General features: G+C 70.2%; 13 protein-coding genes. 10 read left to right on the top strand and 3 right to left on the bottom strand.

From position 1 onward, the window contains the following. The first annotated feature begins 7 nt into the window (after window positions 1-7). The 10 genes from QQG74_RS21210 to QQG74_RS21165 all read left to right on the top strand — a co-directional run bounded on the left by QQG74_RS21210 (window position 8) and on the right by QQG74_RS21165 (window position 11,853). On the top strand, window positions 8-541 hold the full coding sequence (locus QQG74_RS21210; protein ID WP_341716516.1) for a flavin reductase family protein: 534 nt from the start codon (window positions 8-10) through the stop codon (window positions 539-541). Window positions 542-609: 68 nt separating this feature from the next. Then, window positions 610-1,518: a zinc-binding dehydrogenase gene (locus QQG74_RS21205; protein ID WP_341716515.1), complete on the top strand. Its 909-nt coding sequence runs from the start codon at window positions 610-612 to the stop codon at window positions 1,516-1,518. Between the two features lie 415 nt (window positions 1,519-1,933). Continuing rightward, the gene (locus tag QQG74_RS21200; RefSeq protein ID WP_341716514.1) at window positions 1,934-3,577 is read left to right on the top strand and encodes an ABC transporter substrate-binding protein; all 1,644 of its coding nucleotides are present in this window, start codon (window positions 1,934-1,936) and stop codon (window positions 3,575-3,577) included. Between the two features lies 1 nt (window position 3,578). Beyond that, window positions 3,579-4,514, top strand: coding sequence for an ABC transporter permease (locus QQG74_RS21195; RefSeq protein ID WP_204014200.1), 936 nt, complete (start codon window positions 3,579-3,581; stop codon window positions 4,512-4,514). Window positions 4,515-4,516: 2 nt separating this feature from the next. After that, a complete protein-coding gene (locus tag QQG74_RS21190; RefSeq protein WP_204014203.1) occupies window positions 4,517-5,407 on the top strand; it encodes an ABC transporter permease in 891 nt (296 codons plus the stop codon). Beyond that, complete coding sequence (locus QQG74_RS21185; protein ID WP_341716513.1) at window positions 5,404-7,053, top strand: ABC transporter ATP-binding protein; 1,650 nt, start codon at window positions 5,404-5,406, stop codon at window positions 7,051-7,053. The genes QQG74_RS21190 and QQG74_RS21185 overlap by 4 nt, the downstream gene beginning before the upstream one ends. Before the next feature lie 12 nt (window positions 7,054-7,065). Next, window positions 7,066-8,274, top strand: a complete 1,209-nt coding sequence (locus tag QQG74_RS21180; protein ID WP_341716512.1) for an LLM class flavin-dependent oxidoreductase — start codon at window positions 7,066-7,068, stop codon at window positions 8,272-8,274. Window positions 8,275-8,289: 15 nt separating this feature from the next. After that, window positions 8,290-9,648: an NtaA/DmoA family FMN-dependent monooxygenase gene (locus QQG74_RS21175; RefSeq protein ID WP_341716511.1), complete on the top strand. Its 1,359-nt coding sequence runs from the start codon at window positions 8,290-8,292 to the stop codon at window positions 9,646-9,648. Further along, window positions 9,645-10,712: an LLM class flavin-dependent oxidoreductase gene (locus QQG74_RS21170; RefSeq protein WP_341716510.1), complete on the top strand. Its 1,068-nt coding sequence runs from the start codon at window positions 9,645-9,647 to the stop codon at window positions 10,710-10,712. Before QQG74_RS21175 ends, QQG74_RS21170 begins: the two co-directional genes overlap by 4 nt. Window positions 10,713-10,725: 13 nt before the next feature. After that, a complete protein-coding gene (locus QQG74_RS21165; protein ID WP_341716509.1) occupies window positions 10,726-11,853 on the top strand; it encodes an LLM class flavin-dependent oxidoreductase in 1,128 nt (375 codons plus the stop codon). On the opposite strand, the gene QQG74_RS21160 is transcribed toward QQG74_RS21165, so the two are convergent. From QQG74_RS21160 to QQG74_RS21150, 3 genes are read right to left on the bottom strand one after another with little or no spacing between them, the layout of a single operon-like run. Beyond that, window positions 11,820-12,704, bottom strand: coding sequence for a TauD/TfdA family dioxygenase (locus tag QQG74_RS21160; protein WP_204014233.1), 885 nt, complete (start codon window positions 12,702-12,704; stop codon window positions 11,820-11,822). The genes QQG74_RS21165 and QQG74_RS21160 overlap by 34 nt on opposite strands. A gap of 2 nt (window positions 12,705-12,706) precedes the next feature. Then, window positions 12,707-13,477: an ABC transporter ATP-binding protein gene (locus tag QQG74_RS21155; RefSeq protein WP_204027326.1), complete on the bottom strand. Its 771-nt coding sequence runs from the start codon at window positions 13,475-13,477 to the stop codon at window positions 12,707-12,709. Next, complete coding sequence (locus QQG74_RS21150; RefSeq protein ID WP_341716508.1) at window positions 13,464-14,486, bottom strand: ABC transporter substrate-binding protein; 1,023 nt, start codon at window positions 14,484-14,486, stop codon at window positions 13,464-13,466. The genes QQG74_RS21155 and QQG74_RS21150 overlap by 14 nt, the downstream gene beginning before the upstream one ends. Between the last annotated feature and the right edge of the window lie 8 nt (window positions 14,487-14,494).

The following is a 14,494-nucleotide window of genomic DNA, read 5'->3' as shown; positions in this document are numbered from 1 at the left end:
GAACGCCATGAACCAACCCGCCGACAGCCCGGAACCGGTCGACGCCGACGTGGCGGCTCTGCGGACGTTGCTGCGCCATCAGGCCAGCACCGTCACCGTGGTCACCGCGCCCGGCGCTCCGGCGGTCGGTTTCACCGCCACGTCGTTCACCTCGGTGTCGCTGGAGCCACCGATCGTCTCGTTCTGCCTGAACCTGCGGTCGTCGAGCTGGCCCACCGTCTCCCGCAGCCGGTACGTGGGGGTGCACCTGCTCGGCCGCCACCAGCAGGAGGTGGCCCGGACGTTCGCGACAAGCGGGGTCGACCGCTTCGCCGCGCCGACCCGCTGGCGGGTCGGCCCCGAGGGGGTGCCACTGATCGAGGGCACTCTCGCCTGGCTGCTGTGCCGCGTTGTCGACCGGGTGGCCGTCGGAGACCATGCCATCGTCCTCGCCGAGCCGGAATTGCTGCGGCACGGTGCCGGCTCACCGCTGCTCTACCACCGAGGCCGGTACGCGGGCCTGGCCGAACACGTCGAGCCTTCTGCCTGCCGGGCGGCCTGATCCGTTGCCGCACCGGGCCACGAAACTGGCCGAGGCGCACTATCGTTGCAGATGGCCTGGAGGAGTTCATGCGCGCGATCATCGCCACCCCTGACGCCGACCCGGGATATCGGCCGGACGAGGTGCCCGAGCCTGTCGCCGGCCCCGATCAGGTCCTGATCGACGTCGAGCATGTGTCGGTCAATCACGGCGAGGTTCGTTACGCCAGAGCGTTTCCGTCGGGCGCAGTGCTCGGCCATGACGCCGTCGGGCGGGTGCTACGCGCCGCCGAGACGGGCGCTGGTCCGCGCGTCGGCGCGTGGGTGGTCGCCCTGGGCGCCGGGGCCTGGGCCAACCGGGTGGCCGTCGATGTCGACGCCGTTGCCGAGATCCCATCCGGTATGGACGTCGCCGAGTTGGCTGTGTTGCCGACCGTCGGGGTGACCGCCCTGCGCGCGCTGCGCTCCACCGGCCCACTTCAGGGGCGGCGAGTGCTGGTGACCGGAGCGTCCGGGGGAGTGGGTCGTATTGCCGTGCAGTTGGCCCGCGGTGTGGGTGCTGAGGTGATCGCGGTGGTCGGGTCCGCCAGTCGGGCTGCCGGTCTGGCGTCGCTCGGCGCGAACGAGGTCGTGGTCGGCATCGACGCCATCGACGATGAGGTCGACGTGGTCGTTGAGACGGTGGGTGGAGTCGTCCTGCCGGCCGCCTGGCGGCTGTTGTCTCCGGGCGGCGTGTTGCACAGCATCGGGTGGGCCTCCGGTGAGCCCGCCACCTTTCCGGTGAACTCCACCTTCGCCTTCGGGGCTGCGCGGTCCCTGCGGTCCTTCGGCGATGTCACCTCGCCGGGCGAGGATCTGGCTCACCTGATGGACCTCGTGCGTAAGGGTGCGCTCCGGGCGCCGGTGGGCTGGCGTGGCTCCTGGCGGCGCCTCGACGAGGCCGCAGCGGCGCTGCTCGGTCGCCGGGTGGCCGGCAAGGTACTGCTCGACGTGGACTGACTGCGGTTCGAAAGTGTGAAAGGCGGGGCGGCTCAAGCGTGGGGATCATGAGCCGCCCGCCTGCCACAAGCCCATAAAGCCTATAGGTCTAATAGGTATTTGGTCAACGGATCGGCGGCCCGGGGTGCGAAAGACGACATCCACCGGCGCTTCCGTTGACATCCCCGTCGCCGAGCAGTGAACTCGACTCATGTCCAGTGAGCTGCGGTTGACCTCCCGCGGCCACATCGACTTCGGTCGAGTGTGGTCCAGCTCCTGTCTGCGCTGACCGGCACCCACACCCGCTGCGCCGCACCGGCCCACCGAGGTGGGGCTCACCGTCGAGCCGACCGCCCGCACCGCACCGTGACCCGCGCCACCGACGCGTGGGGCCTCGTCGTACCCGCTTCTGCCTGCCTGGACAGGAGACTTCCGCATGCCCGCGCCCCACCTTCGTACCCTGACCGCCGTCGCCCTCGTCGCTTTGCTCGCCGGGGTCACCGGCTGCTCGACGGACGCCGCCCCGGCTTCCGACGCCGCCAGCCAACCCCGCTCCGGCGGCACCCTCACCTGGGCCATCGAAACCGAGCCGATCACCCTCAACCCGCATCTGTACGCCCAGGCCAAGGCCCGCCTGCTGGTCTGGAACACTTTCGAGTCGCTGCTCAGCTACGACCAACAGGGCAAGCTGGTGCCCTGGTTGGCCACCGGCTGGCAAACGACGCCGGACGGTCGCTCCTACACCGTCACCCTCCGGGACAAGGTCACGTTCTCCGACGGCACCCCGTTCGACGCCACGGCCGTCAAGGCCAACATCGACAAGCTCCGGGAACCCGGGTACGCGCCGGCCGTCGCCGCCGTGCAGCTACGCAACCTCGACACCGTCGAGGTGGTGGACGCGCGCACGGTACGGCTCACCCTCACCAACCCGGACGTGCTCATCCTCGACTTCCTCGCCTCTCCGCAGGGCGCGCAGGTGTCCCCGAAATCGCTGCGCGAGGCGAAGAACCTCAAGGCCGGCGGCGTCGACCTCGCCGGCACCGGCCCGTTCGTCCTGGACCGTTACGTGCCCGGCCAGGAACTGCACTACAAGCGCAACCCCGGCTACGACTGGGCGCCGCCCAGCGCCACCCACACCGGCCCCGCGTACCTGGACGGCATCACCTACCGGTTCCTCAAGGAGTCCGCCGTCCGGATCGGCGCCCTCACCTCCGGCCAGGTCCAGCTCATCGAAGGTGTGCCTGCCACCGACCAACAGCTGATCACGGCCAACCCGAGGCTGCGCCTGATCCGGCAGCTCAACTCCGGATCTGCCTACTCGTACTACTTCAACACCTCCCGGACACCCTTCGACGACCTGCGGGTACGACGGGCATTCCGGGAAGCCGTCGACGTCGACACCGTGCTCAAGGCGGTCTACCGCGACACCGCCGTCCGCGCGTGGAGCGTCATCAGCCCATCCAGTCCGCTGTACGACAAGCGCCTCGACGGCAGCTACGGCGGCAACGCGATCACCGCCAACGCCCTGCTGGACCAGGCCGGCTGGACCCGGCGCGACGCGGACGGTTACCGGGTCAAGGACGGCAGGCGGCTGACGGTTCGGCTGGTACAGGCCGCCCCGTTCGTCAGAGACCGCCGCGACGTGCTGGCCCAGGCCATCCAGGCGGCCGTCAAGCAGAGCGCCGGCATCGACCTCAAGATCTCCCTCGTCGACCAGGGCACCGCCCAGGAGGCCTTCGACACCAACCAGTACGAGGTGTTCGACAACTCCCGCGCCGACACGGACGCGGGGGCCGCGCTGAACCTACTCCTACACAGCCAGGGCGGCATCAACCGGACCAGGGTCAACGATCCCCGCATCGATCAGCTTCTCGACACCGGCCAGGCCACCGCCGACCCCGCCGGGCGCGCCTCGATCTACGCCGACCTGCAACAACGCGTCGTCGTCGACCAGGCCCTGCTGCTGCCCCTCTACGCGCCGGCCGACCAGATCGCCGCCAGCACCACAGTCGGCGGCGTCCGGTTCGAACCCACCGCCGGCGTACCCGCAAGCGCCTACGACCTGTGGATCGGCAACTGACATGCGCCAGCCCCGCCTGCGCGCCGTGACCCGTCGGCTCGGCACCGGACTCGTCGTCCTCTGGGCCGCGACCAGCGCCGCCTACCTGGCGCTGCTGGCCGCGCCCGGCGACACCGTTGACGCCATCGTCGGCGACGGCGCCGACACCCCGCAGATCCGGGCAGAGATCATCACCGAGTGGGCCCTGGACCGGCCGGCGGCCGTCCAGTACCTCGACTACCTGCGCCGCCTCGCCGAAGGCGACCTGGGCCGCTCCTACCTGCTGCAACGTCCCGTGGCGGAGGTGATCGGCGAGCAGCTCACCGCCACCCTCACCCTCGCGGTGACCGCTGCCGGGCTCGGCGTGCTGCTCGCCATCGCCCTCGCCACCGCGACCGCCGGCCATCGTCGGCCCTGGTTGCGGCGCGCCAGCTCCGGGCTCGAGCTGGTGCTGGTCTCCACCCCGACGTTCCTCATCGGCATCGTGCTGCTCACCGTCTTCTCGTTCCGGCTGGGCCTCTTCCCGGTGGCCGGCGATCAGGGCGTCGCCGCCCTGGTGCTCCCCGCCGTCACCCTCGCCCTGCCCATCGCGGGCCTGCTCGCCCAGATCCTGCGTGACGCGCTCGACCGGGCGCTGGACGAACCGTTCGTCCTGACCGCCCGCTCCCGGGGAACGCGGGAGAGCGCGGTGTTGCTGCGTCACGCCCTGCGCCACGCGCTGCTGCCGACGATCACACTCGCCGGCTGGCTGTTCGGGACCCTGCTCGGCGGGGCCGTCATCGTCGAGCAGGTCTTCGGCCGTCCCGGACTCGGCCAGGTCACCCTCGCCGCGGTGACCGGCAAGGACATGCCCGTCGTCCTTGCCGTGGTGACCCTCTCCGCCGCGGTCTACGTGGTGGTCAACACCGCCGCCGACCTCGCATACCTGCTCGTCGACCCGCGCCTACGAAGGAGCTGACGATGACCGTGACGCTGGCCGGCGTGCCCGCCGAGTCCACCACAGCCCTGGACGGTGAATCTCTCCATCCGGTCGTGCGTCGGCGGCGGCCGCGCCCAGGCCCGCTGGTCGCCGGTGGGTTTCTGCTTCTGCTGCTCGTGGCCGTGGTCCGCCCGAGCCTGCTCGCCCCCGGCGACCCCCTCGCCGCCGATCCGCTCACGGTGCTCGCCCCACCCGGTGCGGCGCACTGGCTCGGCACGGACCACCTCGGCCGCGACGTGTGGACCCGGGTGGTGCACGGCGCCGGGCACTCGCTCACCATCGGCGTCGCCGCCACCGCCATGGCGGTCACCGCAGGAGTGCTGCTCGGCCTGCTCGCCGGACTCGCGCACCGGATCGCCGACGAAGGACTCAGCCGCTCCTTCGACGCGTTGTCCGCGTTCCCGATGCTGCTGCTGGCGTTGCTGCTCATCGCCGTCGTCGGTCCGGGCACCACAAGCCTCATCGTCGCCATCGGCATCGCGACCCTGCCCCACCACGCTCGGGTGGTCCGGGCGCAGACGCTGCTCGTGCGCCGCGCCGGATATGTCGAGCAGGCCGTGACCTTCGGCCTGTCCCCGACCCGGCTCGTCGCCCGCCATGTCCTACCCAACGTCCTCGGCCCGATCCCGGTGCTGGCCGTGATCGGACTCGGCGAGGCGGTTCTCGCCGCCTCCGGTCTGAGCTTTCTCGGCATGGGTCCGCAACCACCCTCTCCCGAGTGGGGCGCGATGCTCTCCGAGGGCCGTAACTACCTACAGGTGGGCTGGTGGATCACCATCCCACCGGGTGTCGCGATCACCCTCACCGTGGTGGCGCTGACAGTCCTCGGTCGGCATTGGCAGGCCCGCTTCGACGGACGGCAGAGCCGATGAGCCAACTGGTCGCCGTCAAGAACCTGCACGTCACCTTCGCCACGAAGGGCGGCGAGGTCCGGGCCGTACGGGGTGTGGACCTCACTGTCGAACGTGGTGAATTCGTCGCGATCGTCGGTGAGTCCGGCTCGGGCAAGAGCGTCACCGTCCGTACCCTCGTGGGGCTCCCCGGCCCAGGCGCCCGCGTCAAGGCCACCCGCCTCGAACTGGCCGGCCAGGACGTACGAGGTCACCGCCCCCGCGACTGGCGGCGCATCAGGGGCCGTCTCGCCGGCCTCGTACTCCAGGACGCGTTGGTTTCCCTGGACCCGCTGCGCACGGTGGGCGCGGAGATCGCCGAGGTGCTCGCCACCCATGACATCGTCAACCGTTGGGAACGGGCCGGCCGCACCATCCACCTGCTGGACCAGGTCCATGTGCCGGAACCGGAACGTCGGTCCCGCCAGTACCCCCACCAGCTCTCCGGCGGCCTGCGCCAGCGCGCCCTGATCGCCTCGGCCATCGCCGGGGAACCGGCCCTGCTGATCGCCGACGAGCCCACCACCGCTCTGGACGTCACCGTGCAGGCACAGATCCTGAGCCTGCTCGCCGAACGCCGGGCCGCTGGGCAGAGCCTCCTGCTGGTCAGCCACGACCTTGCCGTCGTCGGCCAGATCGCCGACCGGATCCTGGTCATGCGCGACGGTCAGGTCGTCGAACAGGGACCGGCTGACCGGCTGCTGCGCGCCCCGAACCACCCGTACACCCGGCAGCTCCTCGACGCGGTGCCGTCGGCCTCCTCACGCGGACGCCGGCTGAGCACACCCGCCCGTCGCGGTCCCGGCCGCACCGTTGTGGTGCGGGTCCAAGCGACACTGCCGGCCCGCCAACCGGTCCGTGCCGGAGAGCCGGTGCTCAGCGTGGCCGGCCTGACCAAGCGGTACGGGGAACACACAGTCGTACGGAACGTCTCGTTCACCATCGCCCGCGGCGAGACGCTCGGCCTGGTGGGGGAGTCCGGCTCCGGCAAGAGCACCCTCGCCCGGATCGTCGCCGGTCTCCTGCCCCCCGACGCCGGCGACGTCACATTCGAACGCACCCCATGGTCCGCCGCGGTGGAACGACGCCGCCGTCCACTACGACGCCGGCTCCAGGTGATCTCGCAGGATCCGATGAGCTCCTTCGACCCCCGCTACACCGTCGGGCAGCTGATCGCCGAGAACCTGGACCCTGGACTCACCCGCGCCGCACGCGTCGACGACGTTACGGCACTGCTGCGCCGCGTCGGCCTCGAACCGCACCTGCGCGACCGGCACCCCCGGTCGCTCTCCGGCGGCCAGCGCCAACGCGTCGCCATCGCCCGCGCTGTCGCCCCCCGACCCACCTTGATCGTCTGCGACGAACCGGTCTCCGCCCTCGACGTCTCCGTCCAGGCGCAGGTCCTCGACCTGCTGGCTGACCTGCGCGCCGCCGACGGCACCGCGCTGCTGTTCATCTCCCACGACCTGGGCGTCGTGCACCACCTCGCCGACCGGGTCCTCGTCATGAAGGACGGCGAGATTGTCGAAGACGGCCCGGTCGGAGACGTCTTCACCTACCCGCGCCACGACTACACCCGATCGCTGCTCGACGCGCTGCCAGACCTCGTCACCGACGGCCGACCGTAGGAGGAAGCACCGATGTCCGACTCCACTCTCCACCTGGCCGTGGCCCTCGACGGCCTCGGCTGGCACCCGGCTGCCTGGCGTATCTCACCCGCCGAGCCTGCCGCGCCGCTGTCCCCCCGTTGGTGGGCCACCCTGGCTGGCGAAGCCGAACGCGCCGCGCTCGACATGGTCACCCTCGAAGACAGTCTCGACCTGCAATCAGGCGCGGCCGACGGGCCAGACGGCCACACCGACCAGATGCGCGGACGGTTGGACGCACTGCTCGTCGCCGCCCGGATCGCCCCCCTGACCCGGCACATCGGGCTGGTACCGACCACAAGCGTCACGCACACCGAACCGTTCCACGTCTCCACCGCGGTGGCCACCCTCGACCATGTCAGCGGCGGGAGGGCCGGCTGGCGACCCCGCGTCTCCGCGCGCCGGTCCGAGGCGCGCCACTTCGGCCGCCGCGACCTGCCCATCCTGGATCCGACCCAGCTGGACGACCCGGAAACGGTACGTCTGATCGGCGACCTGTTCGCCGAAGCGGGCGACGCGGTGGAGGTCGTCCGGCGGCTCTGGGACAGCTGGCAGGACGACGCCGAGATTCGGGATGTCGCCACCGGTCGCTTCGTCGACCGGGACCGGCTGCACTACATCAACTTCACCGGCAGGTGGTTCTCCGTGAAGGGGCCGTCCATCGTGCCCCGTCCACCGCAGGGCCAGCCGGTGGTGGCCGCCCTCGCTCATTCATCGGTGCCGTACGCCTTCGCCGCCCGGCACGCCGACGTCGTCTTCGTCACCCCCGCCGACGCCGGCCACGCCGCCGCCATCGTTGCCGAGATCCGTGCCGCCGAGGAGATCGTCGGCCGCACCGGGCCGCCGCTGCGCATCCTCGCCGACCTGCTGGTCCTGCTCGACGAGACACCGGCCCTGGCGCGCGGGCGTCGGGCCCGCCTCAACGACCTGGCCAGCACTGACCTGCACTCCGACGCGACCACGTTCACCGGCACCCCCGGACAGCTCGCCGACCTCATCCAGGAGTGGCAGCGCAGCGGCCTGGCCGGGTTCCGGCTGCGTCCCGCCGTGCTCCCCGACGATCTCACGGCGATCACCCGGGCGTTGGTCCCGGCCCTGCGCGAGCGGAATCTGTTCCGCGCCGGTTACCCCGGTGGGACGCTGCGTGACCTGCTCGGCCTGCCTCGGCCGGCCAGCCGCTACGCCGCCGTGGCCACCGCCTGACCACTGGAGATCCCCGTGCCCAAACAGATCATCCTCGCCGCCCACTTTCCCGGCGTGAACAACACGACCGTGTGGAGCGATCCCGACTCCGGCAGCCAGATCGACTTCGCCTCCTTCGTCCACCTTGCCCGTACCGCCGAGCGCGGTCTGTTCGACTTCTTCTTCCTCGCCGAAGGACTGAGGCTGCGCGAGCAGCGTGGCCGCATCCACGACCTGGACGTGGTGGGCCGCCCTGACACGCTGACCGTGCTGGCCGCCCTGGCCGCCGTCACCACACACCTCGGCCTCGCCGGCACCCTCAATGCGACCTTCCGGGAGCCGTACGAGTTGGCCCGCCAACTCGCCACCCTGGACCACCTCTCCGGCGGGCGGGCCGCCTGGAACGTGGTCACCACCTCCGACGCCTTCACCGGGGAGAACTTCCGCCGTGGTGGCTTCCTGGACCGATCCCTGCGCTACGAGCGTGCGGCGGAGTTCGTCAGCGCCACCCGCCAGCTGTGGGAGTCCTGGCCGGCCGATGCCGTGGTCGGTGATCGCGCCAGTGGTCGTTACCTCAGCACGGCCGACCCGGGGACCTTCAGTCACCACGGCGACCAGTTCGACATCGCGGGCCATTTCACGGTGCCGAGAAGCCCGCAGCTACACCCGGTGATCCTGCAGGCGGGCGACTCGCCCGACGGGCGGGAGTTCGCCGCCGCCAGCGCCGACGCGATCTTCTCCCGCCACGGTACGCTGGAGGCCGGGCAGGAGTTCTACCGCGACGTCAAGTCCCGGCTGGACCGCCACGGCCGCCAACCGGATGACCTGAAGATCATTCCCGGGGTGACTGTCGTCCTCGGCGACACCGACGCCGAAGCCCAGGAGAAGGCCCACCACATCCGCCGTCAACAGTTCAGCCCGCATACGGCCCTGCTGCTGCTTGAGCAACTGTGGAACCGCGACCTGTCCGGACACGACCCGGAGGGGCCGTTGCCGACAATCGATCCGGACGTCTCCGGCGAAGCGATCAGTCGTGGCCGCGCTGGGATACACGCCGACCCGGTCGCCACCGCGCGCCAGTGGCGTACCCTCGCCGAGGAGAAGGGCCTCGGCATCCGTGATCTGATCATCGAGGTCGCTGGCCGGCAGTCCTTCGTCGGCACCCCGCAGCAGGTCGCCGAGCGCATGAACCACTTCGTGCAGTCCGATGCCGCAGACGGGTTCATCCTGGTGCCCCACCTGACCCCGGGCGGTCTTGACGAGTTCGTCGACCAGGTAGTGCCGCTGCTGCAGGAAAAGCGTGTCTTCCGCACCCGCTACACCGGCACCACCCTGCGCGAGCACCTCGGTCTGGGTGCTGCTCGTCCGGTCTCACCCACGGTGGCGTCGGCATGAAGGTCCTCCTCATCACCCTCATCACCCACCTGCCCGACCCGGTCACCGGGCGGCGCAGAAGCACCACCGAACGGTTCCGCCAGGTCGTCGACAACGCGGTACTCGCCGAGGAGTTGGGCTTCGACGGGTACGGCGTCGGTGAGCGCCACGAACGGCCCTTCATCTCCTCGTCGCCGCCGGTGGTGCTCAGCCACATCGCCGCGCGCACGTCCACCATCCGGCTGTTCACCGCGGTCACCACGCTCAGCCTGCTGGACCCGGTGCGGGCCTACGAGGACTACGCCACCCTGGACCACCTGTCCGGTGGCCGACTGGACCTGATCATCGGTAAGGGCAACGGTGCCGCCCAGGCTCAGTTGTTCCACGTCACCCCGGAAGACCAGTGGGCGCGCAATCGGGAAGGCTACGAGCTGTTCCGGCGGCTGTGGCGGGAGGAGAAAGTCACCTGGTCCGGCCGGTTCCGGCCGCCGCTGGTGGACGCCGAGACCTGGCCCCGGCCCCTGCAACAGCCCATCCGCGTCTGGCACGGTAGTGCCACCAGTCGCGAGTCCGTGGACCTGGCAGCACGCTACGGCGACCCGATCTTCTCCGCCAACGTCACAAACCCCATCGAGCCGTACGCGGAGCTGATCCGTTACTACCGTGAGCGGTGGGTGCACTACGGTCACGACCCGGCCGATGCCCTGGTGGGCGCCGGCACCGCCGGCTTCTACGCGGCGGGAACCTCACAGGAGGCGGTCGAGACCTATCGGCCGATCTTCGACGCGCGGGTCGCGGCGTTCCGGAAGGCCGGCGTACGGCCGGTCTTCGAGAGCCTTGAGGACGCCATCGAACGCAGCTCGATCCTGGTCGGCAGCCCGCCTCAGATCATCGAGAAGGTGCTGCGCTACCACGAACGGTTCGGCCACGAGGTGATCCATCTGCAGGCCGATTCCGACGGCCTCACCGACAAGCAGCACCGGCAGACCCTCGAACTGTTCCAGACCGAGATCGCTCCCGCGCTGCGTCGAGCGATCCCCAGCCGCCCCCTGCACCGCGTCGTCCGCCACCAGCGCCTGAGCTGAATCGGGGAACACCATGCCATCGACTCCACTGTCCGTGCTCGACCTGTCCCCGGTGCCCGCAGGCGGCACCGTGGGCGAGGCCCTGCGCAACACCATCGACCTCGCCCGCCGCGCCGAGCAGTTCGGCTACCGTCGGTACTGGCTCGCCGAACACCACTTCGCCCCGGGAGTGGCCAGCGCCGCCCCGGCGGTGCTGATCGGGCAGGTCGCCGCCGCCACCCACCACATCCGGGTCGGCTCGGGAGCCGTACAACTCGGCCATCAGACCGCGCTGGCCTTGGTGGAGCAGTTCGGCACCCTCGACGCCCTGTACCCGGGCCGGATCGATCTCGGTCTCGGCCGTTCCGGTCAGCGGCGGGCCGAGGCGGTCCGGGAGCTCGCCGCCGACGCCCCGCCCACCGCTGCCGAGTCGCGGGTGGTCGACGGACTACTCATCCCGCCCCCGTTCTCGTTCGCGAAGATCCTGACCTCACCGCGTGCCGCGCTGCACTCGGCGCTGCTGCAGCAACCGGGTGCCCAGCCGCCGGCCTTCGCCGAGCAGGTCGGAGACCTGCTCGCCCTGCTGCGCGGCGACTACCGCGACGCTGACGGCCTCGACGCGCACGCAACACCCGGTGAGGGTGCCGACGTACAGGTGTGGTTGCTGGGCAGCAGCGGGGGTGAGAGCGCCCAACTCGCCGGAACGCTCGGGCTGCCGTTCGCCGCCAACTACCACGTCAGCCCGGCCACCGTGCTCGACGCGGTGCAGGCGTACCGGGCGGCGTTCCGGCCCTCGGCGACGCTGACCGAGCCGTATGTCATCGTCTCCGCCGACGTTGTCGTCGCACCCGATGACGCCACCGCCCGCCACCTCGCCACGCCCTACGGCCTGTGGGTACGCAGCATCCGCCGAGGACGTGGGGCGATCCCGTTCCCCAGCCCCGAGCAGGCCGCAGCGCACACCTGGACCCAGGAGGATGCGGACCTCGTGGCGGATCGGGTTGACACCCAGTTCGCCGGCTCGCCCAGCACCGTCGCGCGCCACCTGCGGACGCTGCGCGACGTCACCTCTGCCGACGAACTGCTCATCACCACCATCACCCACTCACACGCTGACCGGGTCAACTCCTACGAGCTGCTGGCCAAGGAATGGCACGGGTGACGTTCCTGGTCCTCCGGGCCGTAGGGAATGTCGCCGCGCAGGGTGATGCGGTGCATGACCCGCCGGGCGGATCCGTAGTCGCGGTTGGCGTAGTGGGCGGTGCTGCGGTTGTCCCAGAGCGCTACGTCCCCTGCACACCAGCGGTGTCGCACGATGTGCTCCGGCTTGGTGAGGTGGGCGTAGAGCAGGTCCAGGATGGCCCGGCTCTCGACCTCGGACACGCCGACAATGTGCGAGGTGAAGCCCGGGTTCACGAAGACTCCTCGACGACCGGTCTCGGGATGGACCCGGACGACCGGGTGCTCGACCGGGTCCAGCCGGGACACCTGTTGGCCCTCCCACACGTTGCCCCCGCGCTGGGCCAGGTAGTAACCGAACTCGCGGGTGCCGTCGTGTACCGCCGTGAGTTGATCTACAAGCTGCCGTACCGGTGCGCTGAGCGACTCGTACGCCAGTTGCGCGTCGGCCCAGTTGGTGTCTCCGCCGGTCGGCGGAAGGATGACGGCGCGCAGGATCGAGCCGAGTGGTGGTCGCTTCATGAAGGTGACGTCGGTGTGCCAGACGTCGGCGAAGCCGTTGTCCGTGCTGTCGAGGGCGTAGATCTCGGGGTGTGCGTCATCGACGCCGCCGACCACGGGGTGGGATGCGGTCAGTTCTCCGATCCGGCGTCCCAGACGCACCTGACCATCGTCGTCGAGGCGCTGACCGCGCAGGAAGAGCACCTTGCGGTCGACGAGCGCTGCGCGCAGCGCCACGACCTCCTCGTCGGTGGCGATGGCCAGATCCAGACCGTGGACCAGAGCACCAAAGTGTGGTCCCAGCGGTTCGAGGTCGAGCTGGGTATGGACCATGGTCACGCGGATGCTCCTTCGCTTCGGACGGCGTGTCCGATCTCGGCACGCAGGGCGGCGTAATCGGGCAGGCCTCGCAGATCGTTCGGGGTGATGCCGGTGCGAGGTAGGTGGACGGGCAGGTCCAGGACGATCCGGCCGGGACGAGGGCTGAGCACCACGACCCGGCTGCCGAGAAAGACTGCCTCGTCCACACTGTGTGTAACGAAGATCGAGGTGCGCCCGGTCGCGGTGCTGACCGAGCGAAGGTCTTCCTGGAGGCGCTCGCGGGTGAGCGCGTCGAGCGCCGCGAACGGTTCATCGAGCAGCAGCAGTGGGCGGTCGGCGGCGAGGGCCCGAGCGATGGAGACTCGCTGCTGCTGGCCGCCGGAGATCTGCCAGGTGCGGCGCTTTGCCACGTCGTGCAGCCCGACCCGGTTGAGGAGCGCGTCGATGCCGTCGGTGGGCTGCCCGGCGTACCGCAGGGCCAACTCGATGTTGCCGCCGACGGTTCTCCACGGAAAGAGCCGGGGCTGCTGAAAAACCAGGCCGGCGCCGCGCCCCGGGATCGGTGGTACGCCGCCGGTCAGGACCGTGCCGGTGGTGGGCCGCTCGAAGCCGGCGATCAGCCGCAGCAGTGTGCTCTTGCCGCACCCGGACGCGCCGACCAGGACGAGGAACTCGCCCGGCGGCACCGTCAAATCGATGGGGCCGAGGGCGACGACATCGCCGTACCTGTGCTCGACGTCGGTGACGGTGATCGCCGCGGTGTCACCGGATTCAGCCGAGGGCATCGGGTAGTCCTTCGGTGTAGATCGCTGCCTGCACGGTCGCCAGGTCCGGCACAGCGTCGATCTTCTGCTGATCTTTGAGGAACTGCGCCGCGCTGACGAGATTGTCAGCGAGCCTGCCCTTGGCTGCGGAGGTGCCGAGCCAGTCGGGGCTGGCCAGATCCTCGGGCTTGAGAAAGACACCCTGCGAAAGTTGCCGCTGCGCTTCCTCCGGGCTGAGGTTGAGTTCGGCGCCGACCGACTTCGCTGCCGCGGCGGGATCGTCGTGGATCAGGTTCAGGGCCTGGGACTGAGCCTTGCGCCAGGCGTCGACCGCAGCAGGGTGCGCCTGAACAAAGTCCGTGGCGACGACGCCGAGGTCCAGCGTGGGCTTGCCGGCGGTGGCGAGTTCGCGACTGGTGACCAGCACCGTACCGGTCTTCCGGAGCTCATCCAGCGATGGCAACCAGGAGTAGGCCGCGTCCAGGTCGCCCCGGGTCCAGGCGGCCAGGATGTCCTGGGGCTCCAGGTCGACGATGGTGAGCTCTGATTCCTTGATGCCGGCCCGATCCAGGGCGGCCAGCAGGCTGTAGTGGGCGGTGGAGGCGAAGGGGGTCCCCACCTTCTTGCCACGCAAGCCAGCGACGTCGGTGACGCCGGAGCCGTTGCGGGCCACCAAGGCCTCGTTGTCGCCGGCCACGTCGAGGACGAAGGCGACCTGATACGGAATGTTCAGCGGCGCGGAGAGACCGCGCGCCACCGGACTCGACCCGATCGCCGCGATGTCGACGCTGCCAGCGACGAAGGCGGTGTTGATGCTCGCGCCGGAGTCGAACTTGGTCCAGGTGATCTGGTAGTCGGGTAGCGCATCCTCAAGAAGTCCCTGGTTCTTCACGATGAGGTCGCCGCTGGGAAAGGCCTGGTAGGCGATTCGGATGGTCTTGCGGCCCGGATCGCCACCGCTGGCGGCGCCGTCGCCGCAGGCAACCAACAGTAGGGACACGGCTGCCAGCAGGCCGACTATCTTGCGCATCTGTTGTC

Origin of the sequence: Micromonospora sp. FIMYZ51 (genome assembly GCF_038246755.1) — a bacterium.
Lineage (GTDB): Bacteria > Actinomycetota > Actinomycetes > Mycobacteriales > Micromonosporaceae > Micromonospora.
The sequence above is the reverse complement of the archived record's forward strand: the minus strand, read 5'-3'. Positions and strand labels throughout refer to the sequence as shown.